The organism is Pseudomonas sp. S2_E02, assembly GCF_054668355.1.
The window spans coordinates 5,730,490-5,753,658 of record NZ_CP162761.1; the positions used below are offsets into that span (position 1 = coordinate 5,730,490).

The following is a 23,169-nucleotide window of genomic DNA, read 5'->3' on the forward strand; positions in this document are numbered from 1 at the left end:
ACTCCTACATTTGATTTGGGGTGTTGATTAGAGCGGGGCAGGTTCTTGAGCGGGTTTCGACTTGTCGATACCGGGCACATGCAGATTGCCCTCAGCCACTTGATCACCCTCAAGTTGCGGCTGCGTCACCCAGGTCAAAATGTCGTAGTAGCGACGAATGTTCGCCACAAAGTGCACCGGCTCGCCGCCTCGGGCGTAGCCATAACGCGTCTTGCTGTACCACTGTTTCTGCGACAGGCGCGGCAGGATCTTCTTCACATCCAGCCATTTGTCCGGGTTCAGCCCTTCCTTGGCCGTCAGCTTGCGCGCGTCATCCAGGTGGCCACTGCCGACGTTGTAGGCCGCGAGGGCGAACCAGGTGCGATCCGGCTCCTTGATCGAATCGTCGAGCTGATCCTTCATATAAGCCAGGTACTTGGCGCCGCCCATGATGCTCTGCTTCGGATCGAGGCGGTTGGACACGCCCATTGCCTGTGCCGTGTTCTGGGTCAGCATCATCAGCCCGCGCACGCCGGTCTTCGAGGTAACCGTCGGCTGCCACAGCGATTCCTGATAACCAATGGCCGCCAGCAGACGCCAGTCGACTTTCTCTTTCTTCGCGTAATTCTTGAAGTGCTGTTCGTATTTCGGCAGGCGCTGCTGCAAGTGCTGGGCGAAGGTCGTGGCGCCCATATAGCCGAGAACATCGACGTGGCCGTAATAGCGATCCTTCAAGCGTTGCAGGGTGCCGTTCTTCTGCACTTTGTCCAGGTACGCGTTGATTTCGTTGAGCAGGCTGTTGTCTTCGCCCGGGCCGACCGCCCAGCTCTGGCTGCGCGCATCACCGAGGTCGAAGGCCACACGAATGTTGGTGAAGTACACCTGATTCATCGCCACTTCGTTGGAATCGACCAAGGTCAGGTCGATCTGGCCTTCATCGACCATGCGCAGCAGGTCGACCACTTCAACCGCGTCGGACTCTTCATACTCGATGCCGGGGAATTTCTTTTTCAGCTCCGCCAGTTGCTCGGCGTGGGTGCTGCCCTTGAGCACCATGATCTTCTTGCCGACCAGATCGCCAGGATCGGTCGGCCGTGACTGGCCGTTGCGATAGATGATCTGCGGGGTGACTTCAAGGTAGGAGTGCGAAAAGCGCACCTGCTGCTTGCGCTGATCGCTGCTGACCAGACCGGCGGCGGCCAGCACCGGGCCGTTCGGTTTGCCGATCTGATCGAAGAGGTCGTCGAGGTTGTCGGCGGTCTCGATCTTCAGCTCGACACCCAAATCGTCGGCGAAACGCTTCACCAGCTCGTATTCGAAGCCGGTTTCACCGCTGCGATCCTGAAAGTAGGTGGCGGGGCTGTTACGGGTAATCACCCGCAGCACACCATCCTCCTTTACGCGCTCGAGTGTGTTGGGTTTATCAACACAGCCACCAAGCATCAGGAAGAGTCCGGTTGCGATCAGCCATTTGGCGTACCGCGGACGCAAAGCCGTTGGGAAAAACATCTGCGCAGTATACGCAAACGGCTGCGGGCGCCATATCTCGACAGTGCAGGGCGAGTCTGCTAGCGATCACAAAACTGCACGAAACCCCGCAGAAACGGGGCTTGACGGCATTTTGTTACAGTAAAAATAAGCTGCCTCTGAATCGCTGATTTACCTGACTCTGAAGTCGGAAACACAGATTGATACCCGAGTGCAACCGTGCGTAGCGTTTCGGGTGATGTTGAGGGCGGTTTAGGCTAGAATGCACGGCCTCAAAGCACACCCCTTCCCGAGGCTGTCCCGAAGATGTTGATCCTGCGCGGCGCTCCTGCCCTTTCTGCCTTTCGCCACAGCAAACTCCTTGAGCAACTGAGCCAGAAGGTTCCAGCTGTCAGTGGCCTGTATGCTGAATTCGCTCACTTCGCCGAAGTCACCGGCGTCCTGACCGGCGACGAACAGCAGGTGCTTGCGCGCCTTCTGAAGTACGGTCCAAGCGTTCCGGTACAAGAGCCTACCGGCCGTCTGTTTCTGGTGTTGCCGCGTTTCGGCACCATTTCGCCATGGTCGAGCAAGGCCAGCGACATCGCCCGCAACTGCGGCCTGAGCAAGATCCAGCGTCTGGAGCGCGGTATCGCCTTCTACGTCGCCGGTCAGTTCAGCGAAGCTGAAGCGCAGCAGATTGCCGACGTGCTGCATGACCGCATGACCCAGATCGTCCTGGCCAACCTCGAACAGGCCGCCGGTCTGTTCAGTCACGCCGAGCCGAAGCCGCTGACTGCAATCGACATCCTCGGTGGTGGTCGCGCTGCGCTGGAAAAAGCCAATACCGAGCTGGGCCTGGCTCTGGCCGAAGACGAGATCGACTATCTGGTCGACGCCTTCAATGGCTTGAAGCGCAACCCGCACGACATCGAACTGATGATGTTCGCCCAGGCCAACTCCGAGCACTGCCGCCACAAAATCTTCAACGCCAGTTGGGATATTGATGGTGAGAACCAGGAAAAAAGCCTGTTCGGCATGATCAAGAACACCTACGTGATGCACAGTGAAGGCGTTCTGTCGGCTTATAAGGACAACGCCTCGGTGATCGTCGGCAACGTTGCCGGCCGTTTCTTCCCGAATCCTGAAACCCGCCAGTACGGCGCGGTGCAGGAGCCGGTGCACATCCTGATGAAGGTTGAAACCCACAACCACCCGACCGCAATTGCTCCGTTCCCGGGCGCATCGACCGGTTCCGGTGGCGAGATCCGCGACGAAGGTGCAACCGGCCGTGGCGCCAAGCCAAAGGCTGGCCTGACCGGTTTCACCGTGTCCAACCTGCAGATCCCGGGCTTCGAACAGCCGTGGGAAGTGCCGTACGGCAAGCCTGAGCGCATTGTTACCGCGCTGGACATCATGATCGAAGGCCCGCTCGGCGGCGCTGCGTTCAACAACGAATTCGGTCGTCCGGCCCTGACCGGTTACTTCCGTACCTTCGAACAGTCGATCACCACCCCGCACGGTGACGAAGTTCGTGGTTACCACAAGCCGATCATGCTCGCTGGCGGCATGGGCAACATCCGTGAAGAACACGTCAAGAAAGGCGAAATCGTCGTTGGCTCCAAGCTGATCGTCCTCGGCGGCCCGGCGATGCTCATCGGTCTGGGTGGCGGTGCCGCGTCCTCGATGGCCACCGGCACCAGTTCGGCGGATCTCGACTTCGCTTCCGTGCAGCGTGAAAACCCTGAAATGGAGCGTCGCTGCCAAGAAGTCATCGACCGTTGCTGGCAACTGGGTGACAAAAACCCGATCAGCTTCATCCACGACGTGGGCGCGGGCGGTCTGTCCAACGCCTTCCCGGAACTGGTCAACGACGGCGACCGCGGTGGCCGTTTCGAACTGCGCAACATTCCCAACGACGAGCCGGGCATGGCCCCGCACGAAATCTGGTCCAACGAATCCCAGGAACGTTACGTTCTGGCGGTCGGCCCGGAAGACTTCGAGCGCTTCCAGGCGATCTGCGAACGTGAGCGTTGCCCGTTTGCCGTAGTGGGCGAGGCGACTGCCGAGCCGCAACTGACCGTGACCGACAGCCACTTCGGCAACAACCCGGTGGACATGCCGCTGGAAGTGTTGCTGGGCAAAGCCCCGCGCATGCACCGTTCGGTGGTTCGTGAAGCTGAGTTGGGCGATGACTTCGATCCGTCGAACCTCGACATCAGCGAGTCCATCGAACGCGTTCTGCATCACCCGGCCGTGGCGAGCAAAAGCTTCCTGATCACCATCGGCGACCGCACCATCACCGGCCTCGTGGCCCGTGACCAAATGGTTGGCCCATGGCAGGTTCCGGTGGCCGACGTTGCTGTCACCGCCACCAGTTTTGACGTTTACACCGGTGAAGCGATGGCGATGGGCGAGCGGACTCCGCTGGCACTGCTGGACGCTCCGGCGTCGGGCCGCATGGCCATCGGCGAAACCCTGACCAACATCGCTGCCTCGCGTATCAACAAGCTCTCCGACATCAAACTGTCGGCGAACTGGATGTCGGCTGCCGGCCACCCGGGCGAAGACGCGCGTCTATACGACACCGTGAAAGCGGTCGGTATGGAACTGTGCCCTGAGCTGGGCATCACCATTCCGGTGGGCAAGGACTCGATGTCCATGGCCACCCGCTGGAACGATAACGGCGAAGAAAAAACCGTGACCTCGCCGATGTCGCTGATCGTGACCGGTTTCGCGCCAGTGGCTGACATCCGTCAGACCCTGACCCCGGAACTGCGCATGGACAAGGGCACCACCGACCTGATCCTGATCGACCTCGGCCGCGGTCAGAACCGTATGGGTGCTTCGATCCTTGCTCAGGTTCACGGCAAGCTCGGCAAATATGCGCCGGATGTCGATGACGCCGAAGACCTGAAAGCCTTCTTCGCCGTGATCCAGGGCCTCAACGCCGACGGTCACCTGCTGGCTTACCACGACCGTTCCGACGGTGGTCTGCTGACCTCCGTGGTGGAAATGGCCTTCGCCGGCCACTGCGGTCTGAGCCTGAACCTCGACAGCGTTGCCGAGTCTTCGGCGGAAATCGCCGCGATCCTGTTCAACGAAGAGCTGGGCGCCGTGATCCAGGTTCGTCAGGACGCCACGCCAGATATCCTCGCGCAATTCAGCGCGGCCGGTCTGGGCGACTGCGTATCGGTGATCGGTCAGCCGATCAACAATGGCCAGATCAACATCACCTTCAACGGTGACACCGTGTTCGAAGGTCAGCGTCGTCTGCTGCAACGTCAGTGGGCCGAGACCAGCTACCAGATCCAGCGTCTGCGTGACAACGCCGACTGCGCCGAACAAGAGTTCGACGTGCTGCTGGAAGAAGACAACCCGGGCCTGAGCGTCAAGCTCAGCTACGACGTCAACCAGGACATCGCCGCGCCTTACATCAAGAAAGGCATCCGCCCACAGGTTGCCGTGCTGCGTGAGCAGGGCGTCAACGGTCAGGTGGAAATGGCCGCCGCGTTCGACCGCGCCGGTTTCAACGCGATCGACGTGCACATGAGCGATATTCTGGCCGGCCGTGTCGACCTGAACGAGTTCAAAGGTCTGGTGGCCTGCGGTGGTTTCTCCTACGGCGACGTTCTCGGCGCCGGCGAAGGCTGGGCCAAGTCGGCACTGTTCAACAGCCGCGCCCGCGACGCGTTCCAGGGCTTTTTCGAACGTAACGACAGCTTCACCCTCGGCGTGTGCAACGGTTGCCAGATGATGTCCAACCTGCACGAGCTGATTCCGGGCAGCGAATTCTGGCCGCACTTCGTGCGTAACCGCTCCGAGCAGTTCGAAGCGCGCGTGGCGATGGTTCAGGTTCAGGAGTCGAACTCGATCTTCCTGCAAGGCATGGCCGGTTCGCGTATGCCGATCGCCATCGCTCACGGTGAAGGTCACGCCGAGTTCTCCAGCGAAGAAGCCCTGCTGGAAGCCGATCTGTCCGGTTGCGTGGCGATGCGTTTCGTCGACAACCACGGCAAGGTCACCGAAGCCTACCCGGCCAACCCGAACGGTTCGCCGCGCGGGATCACCGGCCTCACCAGCCGCGACGGTCGCGTGACGATCATGATGCCGCACCCGGAGCGTGTGTTCCGCGCGGTGCAGAACTCGTGGCGTTCGGAAGACTGGACCGAGGATGCTCCTTGGATGCGCATGTTCCGTAACGCGCGCGTCTGGGTGAACTAAGGCCTGTGTACAAGCTGGCGTTTTTTGTTCCTGACAGTCATGTCGAGGTGGTCAAAGGGGCAGTGTTCGCTGCCGGTGGTGGGCGGATCGGTGACTATGACCACTGTGCGTGGCAGGTGCTTGGGTCTGGCCAGTTTCGACCGTTGGACGGCAGTCAGCCGTTCATTGGCGAGGCGGGGCAGGTTGAGCGGGTTGAGGAATGGAAGGTTGAGCTTGTGGTGGCGGATGAGTTGATCGTGGCTGTTGTGGCGGCGCTCAAGTTGAGCCATCCCTACGAGACGCCGGCTTATGAGGTGTGGCGGCTGGAAGATTTCTGATCTTTCTTGCTGCTGAAACAAGAAACCCGCAGATGAGTGATTGTCTGCGGGTTTTTTGTTGCCTGCGATTTTGTGGGCGAAGGGGTTCCAATGTGGGAGCGAGCCTGCTCGCGAAGGCGTCGGATCAGGCAATGATGTTCTGACTGATCGGGTACATATCCGTTGCTGCGGTAACGGCTGCTTAGGGTTCCGCCCTTACGGCGGGTCACCTTTTCCAAACGCCGAAAAGGTAACCCAAAAGGCTTGCCCCAACGTTCGGCCCACTCGCTGAGGCTCGGGGTTCCTTCGCTCCGGGATTGATCCGGGCGCATCGCCTCCGGTTTGCTTCGCTGCACCTCCTCTCGATGTGTTTGGCTTCGCCAAACGGTCGCTGCGCTCCCACCCCCCGGATCAATCCCGGAACGAAGCCTGCCGACGGGGCGGGTGGATCAAGATCAAAAGCTGCAGCCGAGCTAACGCTCATCCTGTTGAGTGGTAAAGAGCACGGGGTGTTCGGTTTTTGATTTGTGTTGGAGCTGCCCCTCATCGGAACGCCGCCCACCCAGCCCTCTCCTGAGGGAGAGGGGGCCGATTTTTGGGCTTTTCAGGATATGAGTTCGACTTGGTATTTCACGTCGGCGTACATCCACCAAACACCTCGTTCAGTCCCCTCTCCCTCTGGGAGAGGGCTAGGGTGAGGGTTTGTTTTTGTCTGTTTAATGATGTGTCGAATAACCAGAACCTTCCCACAGGGTTTTCAGGTTGTCCGTCGGACGTCGGGTCTCTAGTCTTTGGTTGTCACCGCAAATCGGTGATCGGGCGTGAGAACCCGGTAAGAGGTTTTAATCAAACGTCAGTAGCACCATAATCGCCGCCAGCTCATTTGCTGCTGGTGATGTTCTATGGCGGCTGTGTGCGGGCGGACTTCGGTTCGGCCGGGTTGATCTCTTACCGGTTTCTCACTCCGCACATAGCTGCCACCTCTTCGTCGCGTGAGAAACGACCAGTGATGGCTCAATCATTGATTAGAGATCATTGCAATGACTAAGCCCGTACCCGATCCACCCGAAACCAAAACCCCACTCGAAGAAGCCCTTCGCGCCGAAGACCAGGCCCGAAACCGCGAAGCCATCAAACGCGCCCTCGACTTCTATCTGTGCCCCGACCCCGCAAAGCCCTGCCGACCGAGCACCATGTTCATGGTCCGCCCAGAGGTCGACACCGAAAGCCTGCTCGCCCACGCCTGCGAATCGTTAGCTTCGGCAAGCACCGCCGCCAGCAACTTCGCCAATGAGCTAAGCGGTTCGCAGCGCAGCACGGTATTAGGTATCCAGCAAATCGTCATGCTCGCCGAACTGGCGGTAAATCGCGCACTGGATCGGGTAGACCCGCAAATCTGATCTATACGGGGACATCGCAAACAGGTTCGCCCCATTTGGATAGGGGCGAGCCTGCTCAAACGCATGACTTTGCAGATTGACGTTCGCGGCTCAACTCAGTGGCAGATGTGGCGTTGACCGTTCATCGCAAACAGCCCTTGACCTGTAATTTCTGACAGTGGTGCGATACCTCCAACTCCTGTCAGATAAGCCTTCCATCCAAAACGGGTAAGAAGGAACTTAGATATGTCTGCTGAAAAAAATGTTGTGCCAGTAATCGCCTATGTGAAAGACGAAAACGGCCTAGAAATTCCCAACGGTGGCGCCACTTTTGCAACTTCTGTGCACTTGAGCGGGATTGCAGTTGCTGGAGAGAGAGTTGAAATCCTGGACGCTTCTGTTGTGAAGGGGCAAGTAATCGCCAGTGGTACAGGAAGCTGGGCGCTGCACCTGACAGGTCTGGCGCTGGGTGCTCATTCGATTGCGGCCAGAGGAAGCGCTGGTATGTCACAGGCTCGTACGTTTACCGTTGTTGCAGCCAAGTAGCTGCCGAAAAAAAGCCGCTGTGCTTGATAGCGCAGCGGCTTTTCCTTGATCAGCAAGGCTGTTTGATTTTGCTTTGGCTTAAACCTTTGTACTGACCTCACTGCGATTGACCAGCGCTTCAAGTGCTCCACTCAAACTCGCAGCTTTGTCACCCACCAGCAAATGCCAGACCCCACCCTCCAACTGGCTGACACCCTGACAACCCAGCTCCTTCAACTGCGCCTCGGACAGCGCATTGCCATCCGCCAACAGCAAGCGAATCCGGCTCATGGCAATGCAATCCAGTTGCAGCACGTTGTCGCCACCACCCAGCGCATTCAGCCATTGCTGAGCTTCGGTGCCTGCGACCACAACCGCTTTCGGCTCTTCGACAACCTCTACAGGTTCAGCAAGAACCGCACGCCCCAAGGCCGGCATCGCCAGGCGAATCTCATCAGCAATGCTGTCGGCCAGCGGACCGACCACCACCTGCAAACTGCCACCCTTGCCCGGACGCACAACGGCCATCGCACCCAATGCTTTCAGGTCTGCATCGGATGCCTTGTTGCGATCCACCATTTCCAGTCGCAACCGCGTAGTGCAGGCACCGACAGTCACAAGGTTGTCTGCACCACCGAGTGCCTTGATGTAAGCCCCGGCGCGTTCGTTTTCCGCGAAAACCGCTTTTTCAGCCGTCGCCACATCCTCACGCCCCGGCGTCTTCAAGTTGAAGCGACGAATGCAGAAATCAAACACCGCGTAATACACCACGGCGTAAGCCAGCCCGACCGGAATCACCAACCAGCCATTGGTCGACCGACCCCAACCCAGCACCATGTCGATGAAGCCGCCAGAGAAGGTAAAACCCAAATGGATGTTCAGCGCATTGGTGATCGCCATCGACAACCCGGTCAGCAGCGCATGCAGCAGATACAACAACGGCGCCAGAAACATGAAGGCGAATTCAATCGGCTCGGTCACCCCAGTCAAAAACGACGTCAAAGCCATCGACAGAAAAATCCCGCCCATCACCTTGCGCCGTTCCGGCAGGGCGTTGCGATACATCGCCAGACACGCGGCGGGCAGGCCGAAGATCATCATCGGGAACATGCCGGTCATGAACTGGCCGCCCTTCGGATCACCGGCAAAGTAGCGCGACAGGTCACCCGTCACCAGAGCCCCGGTAGTTGGATCGGTGAAATTGCCGAACACGAACCACGCCATGTTGTTGAGGATGTGGTGCAGGCCGGTGACGATCAGCAGGCGGTTGAACACGCCAAACACGAACGCGCCGATACTGCCGCTTTCCATCATCAGCGCACCAAACGCGTTGATGCCGTGCTGGATCGGCGGCCAGATATAGCCGAACACGACACCGAGGCCGACCGCCGCGAACCCGGTGACAATCGGCACAAACCGCCGGCCACCGAAGAACGCCAGGTATTCCGGCAGCTTGATGTCCTTGAAGCGGTTGTACAGCGCGCCCGCCATCAGGCCGCTGACAATCCCGGCGAGCATGCCCATGTTGATGCTCGCATCGAGCACCTTCAGCGTGGAGATCATCACCAGATAACCGATCACTCCGGCAAGACCGGCGGTGCCGTTATTGTCCTTGGCGAAACCGACGGCGATGCCGATGGCGAAGATCATCGCCAGGTTGGCGAAGATCACTTGGCCGGCATCGTGGATGATCGCGATGTTCAGCAGGTCGGTATCACCCAGACGCAGCAGCAGGCCGGCAATCGGCAGGATCGCGATCGGCAGCATCAGCGCGCGGCCGAGGCGTTGCAGGCCTTCGATGAAGAGTTGGTACATGGCGTTTGTCCTTTTTGTTTTTGTTAGCGCAGAGGCCAATGTTGATGACAGGCGTGACGCACGGCGGCGGCGCTGCTCAGCTTGAGCAGGTCGCGACTCAGGCGCTGACATTCGGCTTCGTGCAGTTGACGCACGCGGTCCTTGATTTCACCGATCTGCACCGGGCTGACCGAAAGTTCGCTCACGCCGAGGCCGATCAAAACGGGTGTGGCCAGCGGGTCGGAGGCGAGGGCGCCGCAGACGCCGACCCAACGCTTGTGCACTGCCGCGCCTTCGCAGGTCATGGCGATCAGGCGCAGCAGCGCCGGGTGCAGGGCGTCGACCCTAGCGGCCAAGCCGGCGTGGTCGCGGTCCATGGCCAAGGTGTATTGGGAGAGATCGTTGGTGCCGATGGAAAGGAAGTCCGCATGTTCGGCCAGTTGTTCGGCCTGCAATGCGGCGGCAGGGACTTCAATCATCACGCCGATTTCCGGGCGTTGGGTGATCTTCAGCTCCAGGCACAACGCATCTACGCGTTGGCGGATGTGCAGCAACTCATCCACTTCGGTGACCATCGGCAACAGGATCCGGCAGCGGCGCAGCGGGCTGACTTGCAGCAGCGCGCGCAGTTGCTGGTCGAGGATTTCCGGGCGCGCCTGAGCCAGACGAATGCCGCGCAGGCCGAGCACCGGGTTGGCCTCGACCGGCAGCGGCAGGTAGTCGAGTTGCTTGTCGCCGCCGACGTCGATGGTGCGGATGATCACCGGGTGCTCGCCCATCGCGTCCAGTACGCCTTGATAGGCCGCACGCTGTTCTTCGACATCCGGCGCGGTCTGACGATCGACGAACAAAAACTCAGTGCGCAACAGACCAACGCCATCAGCGCCGTTGGCGAAGGCATCTACCGCTTCACCGCTGGAGGCAACGTTGGCGACGACTTCGATGGTCACGCCGTTGCGGGTTTCTGCAGGCAGGTGAGCCTTGGCTTGCTGTGCGTCGCGGCGCTGCTGACGGTCGAGTTGCGCCTGCTGAACTTCAGCCAGGCGTTCGGCATCTGGCGTCAGTTCGAGGCGTCCTCCGTCGGCATCGAGCACCACCGCTTGGCCTTGTCGCTGATCAAGCAAGGCAGAACCCAACGCCACCATGCACGGCAGACCTTTGCCGCGAGCGAGAATTGCCACATGCGACGTCGCGCCACCCTCGGCCATGCATAACCCGGCAACGCCTTGCGCACTGAGTTGCAGCAGATCCGAAGGCGTCAGTTCATGCGCCGCGACGATGGCACCGGCCGGTACGTCGTAATGCCACGCTTCACCAAGCAATGCCCGCAACACCCGTTGCTTGAGGTCACGCAGATCGTTGGCGCGCTCGGCCAGCAGCGCGCTGCCGGTGTGCTGCAGCATTTCGCACTGCACGTCGATTGACTGGCTCCAGGCGTGAGTGGCTGCAGTGCCTTGTTCGATGGACTGTTGCGAAGCATCAAGCAGCGCCGGATCTTCCAGCAGAGCCAGATGCGCGGCGAAGATCGCTTCTTCGTCGGCATTCCTGTGTTTTTTCGCTTGCGCGAGGGTGGCGTCGATTTCGTTGCGGACCTGAGTCAGCGCCGTGTCGAGCACCTGCTGTTGCCGTAGCGGATCATGATTGCCCGCATCCGCTGGCAAACTGATCGCGTTCAAACGAAACAGCGGCCCGCCAACCAGTCCTGGCGCAGCGCAGACACCGTGCAACACGCCAGCCTCGGCCGGGCGCTTAAGAGTGGCAGCATTGACCGGCGCCGCAGCGTGATGATCACCCGGCAGCGCGGTGGCCAACGCCGTAAGCAACGCTTGCAACGCCGCTTCAGCGTCCGGCCCCTGGCAACTGACCTGCACCTCATCCTGCTCGCCAACGGCCAGGCCCATCAAACCGATCAGGCTGTTGCACGGCGCCGATTTGCCGGCGAAGTGCAGTTGCGACTGGCTCTTGAACCCTTGCGCAGTCTGCCGAATCAACGCAGCCGGGCGGGCATGCAAACCACCGCGATGGGCCACCAGAACATGGCCAAGAACCTCAGGCCCGTCGATGACTGCTGCGCTCGCCGCCAGACCGTTGCGCGCAATAATGTGCAGCAACGGCTCGCCGACTTTCACTGCTTTGAGCGTAATCGGCCGCACCTGAAAATCCTGGCTGTTGGTCAGGATCAACAGGCTGACCAGGCTTTTGCATTGCTGGCCGACCTTGTCCAGGTCATAGCGCAACAACGGCTGGCCCTTGCTGACGCGGGTGCCATCCTTGACCAGCATCGAGAAGCCTTCGCCGTTCAACTCAACGGTGTCGAGGCCCAGATGCAGAAGGATCTCCGCGCCGTTGTCGGCACGCACGGTGAGCGCGTGGCCGGTGCGGGCAACGTGAATGATCATTCCGGCGCACGGCGAATACAGCGTGTCGTTGATCGGGTCGATAGCAATGCCGTCGCCCATGGCGCCGCTGGCGAACACCGCGTCCGGGACTTTGGCGAGCGTGAGCACCGGGCCGCTGAGCGGGGCGCTGAGGGTCAGCTCTTTATTGTTGTTGTGCATGGCTCGGTCTCATCGGTTATATCTCGGTTCGATGTCCCCTATAGGAGCAGCCTTCGGCAGCTCCTACAGGCTTGCTTCAATTAATGCGTGCGGGTCACTTTGCTCAGGTGGCGCGGCTGATCCGGGTCCATGCCACGGGCCACCGCCAGACCGGCGGCCATCACGTAGAAACTCTGGATCGCCAGAATCGGATCAAGGGCCGGGTGTTCGGCGCGGGTCAGGGTCAGGTCGCGCTCGGTCACGTCATCCGGCGCGGCCAACAACACACGGGCGCCGCGCTGACGCATTTCTGCCGCGAGGCTCAACAGGCCAGCCTGCTCGGCACCGCGTGGGGCGAAAACCAGCAACGGATAGTGTTCGTCGATCAGTGCCATCGGGCCGTGACGCACTTCGGCGCTGCTGAAGGCTTCGGCCTGAATCGCCGAGGTTTCCTTGAATTTCAGCGCCGCCTCTTGGGCGATGGCAAAACCGGCACCGCGACCGATGACCATCAAACGCTGGCAATCGCGCAGTGCTTCGATGGCCACGCTCCAGTCCTGTTTCGCCGCTTCGCGCAGGCCTTCCGGCAGGGCGTTGCCGGCTTCGAGCAATTCGCTGTCCTCTTTCCAGTGCGCGACCAAACGGGCGCTGGCGCTGAGGGTGGCGATAAAACTTTTGGTCGCGGCGACGCTGCTTTCAGTCCCGGCGAGCAGGGGAACGCTGAATTCACACGCGGCTTCCAGTGGCGAATCGGCGGCGTTGACCATCGACACACTGAGCGCGCCACGCTTGCGCAACAGGCGCAGGCTGTTGACCAGATCCGGGCTTTGCCCCGACTGGGAAAAGGCGAACGCGACCTGACCGCTGACCTTCAACGGCGCCTGCTGCATGGTCACCACCGACATCGGCAACGACGCCACCGGTACGCCGAGTTGCTGCATGGTCAGGTAGGCGAAGTAGCTCGCAGCGTGGTCGGAACTGCCGCGCGCCACAGTCATTGCCACTTGCGGTGGCTGACGGCGCAGGCGCCCGGCAATTTCGATCATTTGCGGGTCGAGCTGTTGCAGTTGGGCTTGCACGGCCTCGAACGAGGACAGCGCCTCCTCAAGCATTTTTGAAGTCAATGTCTTCTCCTTCGACCATGACGGCGGTCAGTGTGAGTGAGCGATCCAGCCGCACGCAGTCGGCCCAGGCCCCTGGTTGCAGGCGCCCGCGTTCGTTGATGCCGAGGTAGTCGGCGGGAAATTGCGACAGGCGCTGCGAGGCCTCGGCGAGCGGCAAACCAATCTTCACCAGATTGCGCAGGGCCTGATCCATGGTCAGGGTGCTGCCGGCCAACGTGCCGTCGGGCAGGCGTACGCCGCCCAGGCATTTGGTCACGGTGTGGCTGCCGAGCTTGTATTCACCGTCGGGCATGCCAGCGGCGGCGGTCGAATCGGTGACGCAATACAGGCACGGGATCGAACGCAAGGCCACGCGGATCGCACCGGGATGCACGTGCAGCAAATCCGGAATCAGCTCGGCGAATTTGGCGTGGGCCAGCGCGGCGCCGACGATGCCCGGCTCGCGGTGATGCAGCGGGCTCATGGCGTTGTAGAGGTGGGTGAAACTGGTCGCGCCGGCATCGAGGGCGGCGACGCCTTCTTCGTAACTGCCGAGGGTGTGGCCGATCTGCATGCGCACGCCACGGCTGCTCAGCTCACGGATCAAACCGTCGTGGCCGGCGATTTCCGGGGCGATGGTGATCACCCGGATCGGCGCCAGTGCCAGATATTCTTCGACTTCGGCCATTAACGCGGTGTGGGCGAAGTTCGGTTGCGCGCCGAGTTTTCCCGGATTGATGTACGGGCCTTCGAGATGTACGCCGAGGACTCGCGCGGCACCTTGCGGACGCTGTTCGCAGAACTCTCCGACTTCTTTCAAGACACTGGAGATCTCGGCGCTCGGCGCGGTCATGGTGGTGGCCAGCAGCGAGGTGGTGCCGAAACGCACGTGGGTTCTGGTGATCGTCTCGAAGGCGCTGGCGCCTTCCATGATGTCTTTGCCACCGCCGCCGTGGACGTGCAGATCGATGAAACCCGGCAGCAGATACGGCAGGTCATTGTCGGCCGGATCGCAGGGCACGCCTTCGATCGACACGACTTTGCCGTGTTCGTGGACCAGCCGGCCGCGAATCCAGCCGCTGGCGGTAAGGATGTTGTCTTCGGACATTTTGGTTCTCGCTTGTGACTGCGCTTATCGACGCAGCTCTTTATCTACGAAGCTCTGCAACAAAGTCGTAGTAGTCGTTGCGGCAATAGGTGTCGGTGACTTCGATCGGGGTGTTGTCTTCGAGGTAGCCGACCCGGGTCATCAGTAACATCGCGGTGCCGGGGGCAATGCCGACCAGCGCGGCGAACTCGTCAGAGGCGTTGATCGCCTGGATGTGCTGCAGGGCGCGGACGATCGGCTTGCCGATGCCGTCGAGGTATTCGTAGAGCGAATCGCCGACCAGTTGCGGCTTGGGCATGATCGAGGCGGGCAGGGTGCTCATTTCGATGGCCATCACCGTGTCATCGGCTTTGCGCAGACGCTTCATGCGCGCGACCTTGTCGTTGGGCGACAGGCTGAGGCGGATCAGTTCTTCGTGGGTCGGCAGGGTGACTTCGCGTTCCAGCCATTGCGAACTGGGCACGAAGCCCTTGAGGCGCAGCATCTCGCTGAAACCCGAAAGGCGCGACAGCGGTTGTTCGAGGCGAGGGGTGATGAAGGTGCCGGAACCTTGCAGGCGACGGATCAGGCCTTGATCGAGCAGGACTTCCAGCGCCTTGCGCGCAGTCACCCGGGAGATGCCCAGTTGCTCGCTGAGGTTGCGTTCCGAAGGCATCGCCTGTTCGGACTTCCACTGCCCGGCATGAATCGCTGCTTCCAGATTGCGCGCTAGCTGCAGGTACAGCGGCGTCGGCTGAGAGTCGTCCGGGCGTAGGGTATGAAGGTCGTTCATGTAGGGCATTTCCGTCGCGAGTATAGGATTGTTGTGGCTCGCTTGTGGGGCGGAAATTAATACCACTTGAATACCATGTCAACGCGCGAAAATAGGCTTTGGCCCAATGGAATGGCGGGTTTTAGGGGGTGTGGTTTCAAGTGGTATTAGTGTTGGCCTATAAAAAGCAAAAGATCGCAGCCTGCGGCAGCGCCTACAGTTGAGAGTGGTATCACCTCTGTAGGCGCTGCCGCAGGCTGCGATCTTTTGGTTTATTTTTTTGCAGGTGACCAGTGGTCAGGGTTTAAGGGCGAATTTCGACCATCGTGCCGTCCGGCACCAGGTTCCATACTTCGCGCATATCAACGTTGCGCATGGCGACACAGCCGTCAGTCCAGTCGAGGGTGTGGAACAGGTCTTCCGGGGTCTCTTCCGAATCCGGCGTGCCGTGGATCATGATCATCCCGCCGGGCTCGACGCCTTCACGCCGGGCGCGGGCCGAATCGCTGATGTTCGGGTAGGAAATGTGCATCGACAGATTGAATTTGTCGCTGGTCTTGCGCCAGTCGATCCAATAGAAACCTTCTGGCGTGCGCTTGTCGCCCTCTATCAGCTTCGGGCCTTTCTTCGCGCCTTTGCCCAAGGAAATGCGATAGGTCTTCAACGGCTTGCCGTCGGCGATCAACTGCAGTTGATGGGCCGCTTTGAGCACCAGGACTTTCTCGATGAGCGGGGTATTCGACGGCGTCACGGTGGTCACGAAGGACGCTTGGGAGACGGTAACGAACGACAGGCAAAACAGGGCAAGCAACCAGCGCATTGAAACGATTCCCCAGGGAGTGACGCGGATAACCAACATTTTATATGTATGTGTACAGGTAGGAGCTGCCGAAGGCTGCGATCTTTTTGTCGGCCATCACGCCAATGTCTTGATTAAATAATGACCGGCTGCGCCAACGGAGGAATCGATTCCGACCGAACCGGATACGCCTCGATACGCCGATCAGCGAAGAAGCATTCTAAGGTACGTCCCACCGTGCGGAAAGCCAGCTCGTCCCAGGGAATGTCGGCTTCGTCGAATAGTTGTACTTCGAGGCTCTCGGGGCCGGCGGCAAAGTCCAGGTCGACCAGTTCGGCGCGGAAGAACACATGCACCTGACTGATGTGCGGTACGTCGATCAGCGTGTAGATACTCAGGTTGCGCACCCGGGCGCAGGCTTCTTCGGCAGTTTCGCGTACGGCGGCCTGCTCGATGGTCTCGCCGTTCTCCATGAAGCCGGCGGGCAAGGTCCAGTAGCCGAGACGCGGCTCGATGGCGCGGCGGCAGAGCAACACTTTCGTGCCCCAGGTCGGCACGCAACCGGCGACGATATTGGGGTTTTGATAGTGAATGGTCTGACAGCTGTCACAGACAAATCGCAGCCGCGAATCGCCTTCGGGAATGCGCTGGGTGACCGGGTTACCGCAGTGGCTGCAAAATTTCATGCTGGGCTTCCTGAATGCTGCGCCTATCTTGGCGTGCAGCGGTGCCGGTCGGCAAGTTGTCGTTTCGCGACACGGCGGGTTTCGGGGGCTTGGGCGCTTGCAACGATTGGTGCATGATGCAGAGTAAGGCACAGATCGAGAACACTCATGCTGGACGAGCTACTGCATAGGGTTAGCAACCACACACCGCGCACGCTGGAGACCGACACCCGTTTCCCCGAGGCCGCCGTTCTGGTGCCGATCACCCGCAGTGACGAGCCGGAACTGGTACTGACCCTGCGCGCCAGCGGGCTCTCGACCCACGGCGGCGAAGTCGCGTTCCCCGGTGGCCGTCGCGACCCGGAAGACCCCGACCTGATCTTCACCGCGCTACGCGAAGCCGAAGAAGAGATCGGCCTGCCACCCGGCCTGGTTGAAATCATCGGCCCGCTCAGTCCGCTGATCTCCCTGCACGGCATCAAGGTCACGCCTTATGTCGGCGTCATCCCTGATTTTGTCGAGTATCTGGCCAACGATGCCGAGATTGCTGCGGTGTTCACTGTGCCGCTGGAATTCTTCCGCAAAGACCCCCGTGAACACACGCACCGCATCGACTATCAGGGTCGCAGCTGGTACGTGCCGAGCTACCGCTTTGGCGAGTACAAGATCTGGGGGCTGACGGCGATCATGATCGTCGAGTTGATCAATCTGCTCTATGACGCCAAGATCAGCCTGCACCAACCGCCGAAAAGCTTTCTTGATATTTGAACGCATCAATACCTGAGCCATCGGCAGAATGGCCATTCACCGTGAGCCCTGAGGAAAACAAGATGAAATACCGCTTGGGCGACGCCCGTGTCGAGACCCATCCACAAAGCTGGGTTGCCCCCAATGCCGTACTGGTGGGCAAGGTCAAACTCGAAGAGGGCGCCAACGTCTGGTTCAACGCCGTGCTGCGCGGCGACAACGAACTGATCCTGATCGGCAAGAACAGCAACGTCCAGGACGGCACGGTGATGCACACCGACATGGGCTTTCCGCTGACCATCGGTACCGGCGTGACCATCGGCCACAACGCCATGCTCCACGGCTGCACCGTCGGCGATTACAGCCTGATCGGCATCAACGCGGTGATTCTCAACGGCGCGAAGATCGGCAAAAACTGCATCATTGGCGCCAACTCGCTGATTGGCGAAGGCAAGGAAATTCCGGATGGTTCGCTGGTGATGGGCTCGCCGGGCAAAGTCGTGCGCGAACTGACCGAGCCGCAGAAGAAGATGCTCGAAGCCAGCGCCGCCCACTATGTGCATAACTCGCAGCGCTATGCCCGCGATCTGGTTGAGCAGGAAGAATGAACACAGCCGAAAGACCGGTCGCCTCGCCGTGCGTGAATATTTGTGCGCTGGATGAGGATGACATTTGTACTGGCTGCCAGCGTACGGTCGCGGAGATCACCCGCTGGGGCCGTATGACCAACGACGAGCGCCGCGTGGTGCTGGGGTTGTGTCATGAGCGGGCGAAGGCGAGTGGGTTGGTGTGGATGATCCCTTCGAAATCGTGATCGGCTTGAGGGTGCCCTCACCCTAACCCTCTCCCAGGGGGAGAGGGGACTGACCGAGGTGTCTTTCGCTATACGCCGACCTGAACGATTGAGTCGAGCTCAGGTTTGAAAAGCCCCCGATCGGCTCCCTTTCCCCTCGCCTGAAGGAACGGGATTGTTCGAGCTGCACCGAACTGCGTTATCGAGTCGAACTCGGGAGTCGATTCAACGAAGATCTGCTCCCTTTCCCCCTCGCCCCCTTGGGGGAGAGGGCTGGGGTGAGGGGGTAGCTCTTGATCTGCCGGTCCAGTAATCTGTGCGCCAATCTGACAGGTCACCTCCATGATTTTCCTCATCGCCTACATCAGCAGCGTTGTGCTGATCAACTTCGCCTTCTCCACCGCGCCACACCTGGACATCATCTGGTCGGCCTGGGGCGGCTTGGTCTTCGTGCTGCGCGATATGGTGCAAACCCGCTTTGGCCACGGCGCGATCGTCGCGATGCTGGCGGCGCTGGTGCTGTCTTATGTCACCTCCGATCCTTCCATTGCTCTGGCCAGTGCCACGGCGTTCGCGGTCTCCGAGTGCATCGACTGGCTGGTGTTCAGCATCACCAAACGGCCGCTGCGCGACCGCTTGTGGATCAGTTCGGCGCTGAGTATTCCGCTCGATACCTTCATCTTCTTCGGCATGATCGACCTGTTGACGCCGCCGGTGATCATCACCGCTCTGGCTTCTAAATTCGCTGGCGTCACTGCCGTCTGGCTGATCATGGCCTGGCGCGAGCGTAAACAGGCCGTCGCCGGCTGAAGCCAAAGCCTCAGGTTCATGTAAAATGCCGCGCTTTCTCCCCATGGAAAGCGCGTCTGGCGTTGCTTTCCTCGATGATCCGCTTCTTTGAGGACCTGAGATGACCCGTATCGGAACTCCATTGTCGCCAACCGCGACCCGCGTATTGCTGTGTGGCTGTGGTGAGTTGGGCAAGGAAGTGGTGATCGAGCTGCAACGCCTGGGCGTTGAAGTGATTGCCGTCGATCGCTACGCCAATGCGCCAGCCATGCAGGTTGCCCATCGCAGTCACGTGATCAATATGCTCGACGGCGCTGCCCTGCGTGCCGTGATCGAAGCCGAGAAACCGCACTTCATCGTGCCGGAAATCGAAGCGATCGCCACCGCCACGCTGGTCGAACTGGAAGCCGAAGGCTTCACCGTGATCCCGACCGCACGCGCTGCGCAACTGACCATGAACCGCGAAGGCATCCGTCGTCTGGCTGCTGAAGAGCTGGATCTGCCGACCTCGCCGTACCATTTTGCCGACACCTTCGAGGACTACAGCAAAGCCGTTCAGGACCTGGGCTTCCCATGCGTCGTCAAACCAGTCATGAGTTCGTCGGGCAAAGGCCAGAGCCTGCTGCGTAGCGCTGATGACGTGCAGAAGGCATGGGATTACGCGCAAGAGGGTGGTCGCGCCGGCAAAGGCCGGGTGATCATCGAAGGTTTCATCGATTTCGATTACGAGATCACCCTGCTGACCGTGCGCCACATCGGCGGCACCACGTTCTGCGCGCCGGTCGGTCACCGTCAGGAGAAGGGCGACTATCAGGAATCCTGGCAGCCGCAAGCCATGAGTCCGATTGCCCTGGCTGAGTCCGAGCGCGTTGCCAAAGCGGTAACTGAAGCGCTGGGTGGCCGTGGTCTGTTTGGCGTTGAGCTGTTTATCAAAGGTGATCAGGTGTGGTTCAGCGAAGTCTCGCCGCGTCCGCATGACACCGGCCTGGTGACCTTGATTTCGCAGGATTTGTCGCAGTTCGCGCTGCACGCTCGGGCAATTCTAGGCCTGCCGGTGCCGCTGATCCGTCAGTTCGGGCCGTCGGCTTCGGCGGTGATTCTGGTGGAAGGGCAGTCGACGCAGACCGCATTCGCCAACCTCGGCGCTGCTCTGAGCGAGCCGGATACGGCGTTGCGTCTGTTTGGTAAGCCGGAAGTGAATGGCCAGCGCCGCATGGGCGTGGCGCTGGCGCGGGATGAGTCGATCGAGGCTGCTCGTGCCAAGGCGACCCGTGCTGCTCAGGCTGTTGTGGTCGAGCTTTAAACCGCGTCGCGACATTCGCGAGCAGGCTCGCTCCCACAGGGAAATGCATTCCAATGTGGGAGCGAGCCTGCTCGCGAAGCTTTTGATCTTCTGTCAGGCAACCTGATTCAGGTCGTTATTGCGGGTTTCCTTCAAACACAACACCGCAATCAAACTCAGCACCGCCGCCCCCGACACATACCCGCCGACATAACCCAATCCCCCCATCGCCACCAGTTTCTGCGCAAAGAACGGCGCCGCCGAGGCCCCGACAATGCCGCCCAGGTTATACGCCGCCGAAGCGCCGGTATAACGCACGTGGGTCGGGAACAGTTCAGGCAACAGCGCGCCCATCGGTGCGAATGTCACCCCCATCAAAAACAGCTCGATGCACAGAAACAGCGCCACGCCCCAGGTCGAACCCTGAGTCAGCAACGGCTCCATCAGGAACCCGGAAAGAATCGCCAGCACGCCACCGATGATCAGCACCGGTTTGCGCCCGTAACGGTCGCTGGCCCAGGCTGACAAAGGTGTCGCGGCAGCCATGAACAGCACGGCAAAACACAGCAGCCCGAGGAAGGTTTCGCGGCTATAGCCAAGTGTGGAAACCCCGTAACTCAGGGAGAACACCGTCGAGATATAGAACAGCGCATAACAGACCACCATCGCCGCCGCGCCCAGCAATGTCGGCGCCCAGTGCTGACTGAACAGCTCGACCAGCGGTATTTTCACCCGCTCCTGGCGAGCGATGGCGTTGGCGAACACCGGGGTTTCATGGAGTTTCAGGCGTACATACAGGCCGACCATCACCAGCGCTGCGCTGAGCAGAAACGGAATCCGCCAGCCCCAACTGCGGAACTGCTCGTCAGTGAGAGTCATGGCCAGGGTCAGGAACAGCCCGTTTGCTGCGAGAAAACCAATCGAAGGCCCGAGCTGCGGGAACATGCCGAACCACGCACGTTTGCCCTTCGGCGCGTTTTCCGTGGCGAGCAGGGCGGCACCGCCCCATTCGCCACCCAATCCCAACCCTTGGCCGAAACGCAGCACGCACAGCAGAATCGGCGCCCATGCGCCGATGGTGGCGTAGCCCGGCAGTACGCCAATCAGCGTCGTACACACGCCCATCAACAGCAGCGAGGCCACCAGCGTCGACTTGCGCCCGATACGGTCACCGAAGTGGCCGAACAGCGCCGAACCCAGCGGTCGAGCGAGGAAGGCAATGCCGAAGGTCAGGAACGCCGACAGCATCTGCGCGGTGCCAGAGGTCTGTGGAAAGAACACCGGCCCGATCACCAAAGCGGCGGCGGTGGCGTAAACATAGAAGTCGTAGAACTCGATGGCCGTGCCGATAAAACTTGCCGTGGCCACGCGGGTGGCGGAGTTGGTCGGCTGGGCAGGCGCGGTGGCGCTGTAAGCGGTACTGGTCGTCATGCGGTGATCCCTGACAGTCATGAGCTCCATTGGAGCGAATTATTATGGTCGAGCACCCAGGGATGTGGGATGAGGCGCGGTCGCTGTTTCAGGTAGGAACAGTCGCCGGAGTACAACAGAAATGGCCGAAACCTGTTGGGTGCGGGGTAAGCACAAGGTTTGGCGGGGGCTTGGATAAGCGTTTCGATTATAGGAAGGAGGCTAACAATCAAACAAGAGCAAAAGATCGTCCGAACGCGGCCCGATCTTTTGATTTTTATCGGGCAGGCACCAAAGCAGGCACAGAAGAGGTATGCCAAATCAGCACTTTGCTAACCCGGTTCTCTTCAGTCTCAAGAATCTCCAGCCGATAACGCCCGATCTTCAAGCAAACGGCACTTTCCGGAATCGTCTCCAATGCTTCAGTCACCAGCCCATTCAGCGTTTTCGGCCCATCGCTCGGCAAATGCCAACCCAGGCACTTGTTCAACTCGCGGATCGACGCGGCACCGTCAATGACCATGCGGCCATCGCCCTGCGGATGAATATGCGGATTATCCAGACTGTGCTCACTTTCAAACTCGCCGACGATTTCTTCGAGAATGTCTTCCAGCGTGACGATGCCGAGCACTTCGCCGTACTCATCCACGACCATGCCGAGGCGCCGCTGCTGCTTGTGGAAGTTCAGCAGTTGCAGTTGCAGCGGCGTGCTTTCCGGCACGAAGTACGGTTCGTAACTGGCGGCCAGCAGTGCTTCGCGCGACAGATCGCCGTTGTTCAGCAGGTGCCGGATCTGCCGGGTGTTGAGCACCGCTTCAACCTGATTGATGTCGCTATGGAACACCGGCAGGCGTGTGCGCTTGTTATGCCGCAGTTGTTCGATGATTTCTTCGATCGAGTCATCGAGGTTGATGCCGTCGACGTCACTGCGCGGCACCAGAATGTCGTTGACCGTAATATTGTCCAGCGCATGAATGCCTGAGACCGGGTACGCGCGCACTGGATGCTCTGGATCGTCGTAGCGATCGACGGGAGAGTCATCTTCGCTTTGCTGCACGACCTGAACCTTGCGCGCAAACGGACTCATCAGCAAACCGCTGATACGGCTGAACAGCCAGGCAAACGGATAAACAATCTTCAGCGGCACCGCCAGCAAGCTATTGCCGAACGCCAGCACCGCATCGGGGTAACGCTGAGCGACGGTACGTGGGAAGTAATCGGCGAACACCAGCAGGATTGCCCCGGCACCGAGGCACGCAGCCCATGGGCCGTTTTCTTCGCAGAGGAAAATCGCCAGCAGTGTCGCGATGACGACCGCGAGAGCGCGGCACAGGGTGTTGCAGAGAATAAGGCTGTCGAGCGGGAAGCTCAGCTTCGCCAGCGGCTTATCGTTGGCGCGCGAGGCGATGCGTTGCGCGAGCAGGTGCTGCTGCGCGATTTCGACGGCGGTAAACAGCCCCGACCATAAAATCAGCAGGACAAATACCGCGAGCATCGGCCCTAGGGGCAAACCGTCCATTT

Annotated in this window: 19 protein-coding genes; 9 read left to right on the top strand and 10 right to left on the bottom strand. The window is 60.2% G+C overall.

What is annotated here, in order from left to right; all coding sequences use genetic code 11:
- Nucleotides 1-27: 27 nt before the first annotated feature.
- Nucleotides 28-1,488: a membrane-bound lytic murein transglycosylase MltF gene (mltF, locus tag AB4O01_RS25600; protein WP_016986102.1), complete on the bottom strand. Its 1,461-nt coding sequence runs from the start codon at nt 1,486-1,488 to the stop codon at nt 28-30.
- 285 nt (nt 1,489-1,773) lie between these two features.
- Here mltF and purL point away from each other — a divergent pair, with 285 nt between their 5' ends.
- From purL to AB4O01_RS25620, 4 genes are all read left to right on the top strand, one after another.
- Nucleotides 1,774-5,670, top strand: a complete 3,897-nt coding sequence (gene purL, locus AB4O01_RS25605) for a phosphoribosylformylglycinamidine synthase (RefSeq protein WP_460089946.1) — start codon at nt 1,774-1,776, stop codon at nt 5,668-5,670.
- Between the two features lie 5 nt (nt 5,671-5,675).
- On the top strand, nt 5,676-5,987 hold the full coding sequence (locus tag AB4O01_RS25610) for a YqfO family protein (RefSeq protein ID WP_095050948.1): 312 nt from the start codon (nt 5,676-5,678) through the stop codon (nt 5,985-5,987).
- Nucleotides 5,988-7,006: 1,019 nt separating this feature from the next.
- Nucleotides 7,007-7,366 carry a DUF6124 family protein gene (locus AB4O01_RS25615; protein ID WP_460089947.1) on the top strand — a complete coding sequence of 120 codons (360 nt, stop codon included), beginning with the start codon at nt 7,007-7,009 and terminating at the stop codon, nt 7,364-7,366.
- 225 nt (nt 7,367-7,591) lie between these two features.
- Nucleotides 7,592-7,891: a hypothetical protein gene (locus tag AB4O01_RS25620; protein WP_460089949.1), complete on the top strand. Its 300-nt coding sequence runs from the start codon at nt 7,592-7,594 to the stop codon at nt 7,889-7,891.
- Between the two features lie 78 nt (nt 7,892-7,969).
- Here AB4O01_RS25620 and nagE read toward each other — a convergent pair whose 3' ends face one another.
- The 7 genes from nagE to AB4O01_RS25655 form a co-directional block, all read right to left on the bottom strand.
- Complete coding sequence (gene nagE / locus AB4O01_RS25625; protein ID WP_460089951.1) at nt 7,970-9,685, bottom strand: N-acetylglucosamine-specific PTS transporter subunit IIBC; 1,716 nt, start codon at nt 9,683-9,685, stop codon at nt 7,970-7,972.
- Nucleotides 9,686-9,708: 23 nt separating this feature from the next.
- Nucleotides 9,709-12,222 carry a phosphoenolpyruvate--protein phosphotransferase gene (ptsP, locus tag AB4O01_RS25630; RefSeq protein WP_460089952.1) on the bottom strand — a complete coding sequence of 838 codons (2,514 nt, stop codon included), beginning with the start codon at nt 12,220-12,222 and terminating at the stop codon, nt 9,709-9,711.
- An 80-nt stretch (nt 12,223-12,302) separates the two neighbouring features.
- Nucleotides 12,303-13,325, bottom strand: coding sequence for an SIS domain-containing protein (locus tag AB4O01_RS25635; RefSeq protein WP_460089953.1), 1,023 nt, complete (start codon nt 13,323-13,325; stop codon nt 12,303-12,305).
- Nucleotides 13,306-14,412, bottom strand: a complete 1,107-nt coding sequence (gene nagA, locus AB4O01_RS25640; protein WP_460089955.1) for an N-acetylglucosamine-6-phosphate deacetylase — start codon at nt 14,410-14,412, stop codon at nt 13,306-13,308. Before nagA ends, AB4O01_RS25635 begins: the two co-directional genes overlap by 20 nt.
- A 40-nt stretch (nt 14,413-14,452) precedes the next feature.
- Nucleotides 14,453-15,184 (bottom strand): GntR family transcriptional regulator, encoded by a 732-nt coding sequence (locus tag AB4O01_RS25645; RefSeq protein WP_116254598.1) that lies wholly within the window; start codon nt 15,182-15,184, stop codon nt 14,453-14,455.
- A 283-nt stretch (nt 15,185-15,467) separates the two neighbouring features.
- Nucleotides 15,468-15,983, bottom strand: a complete 516-nt coding sequence (locus tag AB4O01_RS25650) for a L,D-transpeptidase family protein (RefSeq protein WP_007909004.1) — start codon at nt 15,981-15,983, stop codon at nt 15,468-15,470.
- 113 nt (nt 15,984-16,096) lie between these two features.
- Nucleotides 16,097-16,648: an NUDIX hydrolase gene (locus AB4O01_RS25655; RefSeq protein WP_007909002.1), complete on the bottom strand. Its 552-nt coding sequence runs from the start codon at nt 16,646-16,648 to the stop codon at nt 16,097-16,099.
- Between the two features lie 147 nt (nt 16,649-16,795).
- On the opposite strand from AB4O01_RS25655, the gene AB4O01_RS25660 reads away from it, so the two are divergent.
- The 5 genes from AB4O01_RS25660 to purT all read left to right on the top strand — a co-directional run bounded on the left by AB4O01_RS25660 (nt 16,796) and on the right by purT (nt 20,259).
- Nucleotides 16,796-17,395 (top strand): CoA pyrophosphatase, encoded by a 600-nt coding sequence (locus AB4O01_RS25660; RefSeq protein WP_099758082.1) that lies wholly within the window; start codon nt 16,796-16,798, stop codon nt 17,393-17,395.
- 62 nt (nt 17,396-17,457) lie between these two features.
- Nucleotides 17,458-17,982 carry a gamma carbonic anhydrase family protein gene (locus AB4O01_RS25665; protein ID WP_034154816.1) on the top strand — a complete coding sequence of 175 codons (525 nt, stop codon included), beginning with the start codon at nt 17,458-17,460 and terminating at the stop codon, nt 17,980-17,982.
- A complete protein-coding gene (locus tag AB4O01_RS25670; RefSeq protein ID WP_093436849.1) occupies nt 17,979-18,188 on the top strand; it encodes a DUF1289 domain-containing protein in 210 nt (69 codons plus the stop codon). Before AB4O01_RS25665 ends, AB4O01_RS25670 begins: the two co-directional genes overlap by 4 nt.
- Before the next feature lie 321 nt (nt 18,189-18,509).
- Nucleotides 18,510-18,977, top strand: coding sequence for a VUT family protein (locus tag AB4O01_RS25675; RefSeq protein ID WP_016986366.1), 468 nt, complete (start codon nt 18,510-18,512; stop codon nt 18,975-18,977).
- A gap of 100 nt (nt 18,978-19,077) precedes the next feature.
- A complete protein-coding gene (purT, locus tag AB4O01_RS25680) occupies nt 19,078-20,259 on the top strand; it encodes a formate-dependent phosphoribosylglycinamide formyltransferase (RefSeq protein ID WP_003221968.1) in 1,182 nt (393 codons plus the stop codon).
- 93 nt (nt 20,260-20,352) lie between these two features.
- Here the strand turns inward: purT and AB4O01_RS25685 are convergent, their stop codons facing one another.
- Both AB4O01_RS25685 and AB4O01_RS25690 read right to left on the bottom strand, forming a co-directional pair.
- Nucleotides 20,353-21,669, bottom strand: coding sequence for an MFS transporter (locus tag AB4O01_RS25685; protein ID WP_460089956.1), 1,317 nt, complete (start codon nt 21,667-21,669; stop codon nt 20,353-20,355).
- 256 nt (nt 21,670-21,925) lie between these two features.
- Complete coding sequence (locus AB4O01_RS25690) at nt 21,926-23,167, bottom strand: transporter associated domain-containing protein (RefSeq protein ID WP_460089958.1); 1,242 nt, start codon at nt 23,165-23,167, stop codon at nt 21,926-21,928.
- Between the last annotated feature and the right edge of the window lie 2 nt (nt 23,168-23,169).

Excerpts from the sequence above, each read along its gene's own strand:
- AB4O01_RS25670 (WP_093436849.1), top strand. The coding sequence starts at position 17,979 with ATGAACACAGCCGAAAGACCGGTCGCCTCGCCGTGCGTGAATATTTGT.
- AB4O01_RS25645 (WP_116254598.1), bottom strand. The coding sequence starts at position 15,184 with ATGAACGACCTTCATACCCTACGCCCGGACGACTCTCAGCCGACGCCG.
- AB4O01_RS25660 (WP_099758082.1), top strand. The coding sequence starts at position 16,796 with ATGCTGGACGAGCTACTGCATAGGGTTAGCAACCACACACCGCGCACG.
- AB4O01_RS25665 (WP_034154816.1), top strand. The coding sequence starts at position 17,458 with ATGAAATACCGCTTGGGCGACGCCCGTGTCGAGACCCATCCACAAAGC.
- purT (WP_003221968.1), top strand. The coding sequence starts at position 19,078 with ATGACCCGTATCGGAACTCCATTGTCGCCAACCGCGACCCGCGTATTG.
- AB4O01_RS25655 (WP_007909002.1), bottom strand. The coding sequence starts at position 16,648 with ATGAAATTTTGCAGCCACTGCGGTAACCCGGTCACCCAGCGCATTCCC.
- nagA (WP_460089955.1), bottom strand. The coding sequence starts at position 14,412 with ATGTCCGAAGACAACATCCTTACCGCCAGCGGCTGGATTCGCGGCCGG.
- nagE (WP_460089951.1), bottom strand. The coding sequence starts at position 9,685 with ATGTACCAACTCTTCATCGAAGGCCTGCAACGCCTCGGCCGCGCGCTG.
- AB4O01_RS25650 (WP_007909004.1), bottom strand. The coding sequence starts at position 15,983 with ATGCGCTGGTTGCTTGCCCTGTTTTGCCTGTCGTTCGTTACCGTCTCC.
- AB4O01_RS25615 (WP_460089947.1), top strand. The coding sequence starts at position 7,007 with ATGACTAAGCCCGTACCCGATCCACCCGAAACCAAAACCCCACTCGAA.
- AB4O01_RS25675 (WP_016986366.1), top strand. The coding sequence starts at position 18,510 with ATGATTTTCCTCATCGCCTACATCAGCAGCGTTGTGCTGATCAACTTC.
- AB4O01_RS25620 (WP_460089949.1), top strand. The coding sequence starts at position 7,592 with ATGTCTGCTGAAAAAAATGTTGTGCCAGTAATCGCCTATGTGAAAGAC.
- AB4O01_RS25690 (WP_460089958.1), bottom strand. The coding sequence starts at position 23,167 with ATGGACGGTTTGCCCCTAGGGCCGATGCTCGCGGTATTTGTCCTGCTG.
- ptsP (WP_460089952.1), bottom strand. The coding sequence starts at position 12,222 with ATGCACAACAACAATAAAGAGCTGACCCTCAGCGCCCCGCTCAGCGGC.
- purL (WP_460089946.1), top strand. The coding sequence starts at position 1,774 with ATGTTGATCCTGCGCGGCGCTCCTGCCCTTTCTGCCTTTCGCCACAGC.
- mltF (WP_016986102.1), bottom strand. The coding sequence starts at position 1,488 with ATGTTTTTCCCAACGGCTTTGCGTCCGCGGTACGCCAAATGGCTGATC.
- AB4O01_RS25685 (WP_460089956.1), bottom strand. The coding sequence starts at position 21,669 with ATGACGACCAGTACCGCTTACAGCGCCACCGCGCCTGCCCAGCCGACC.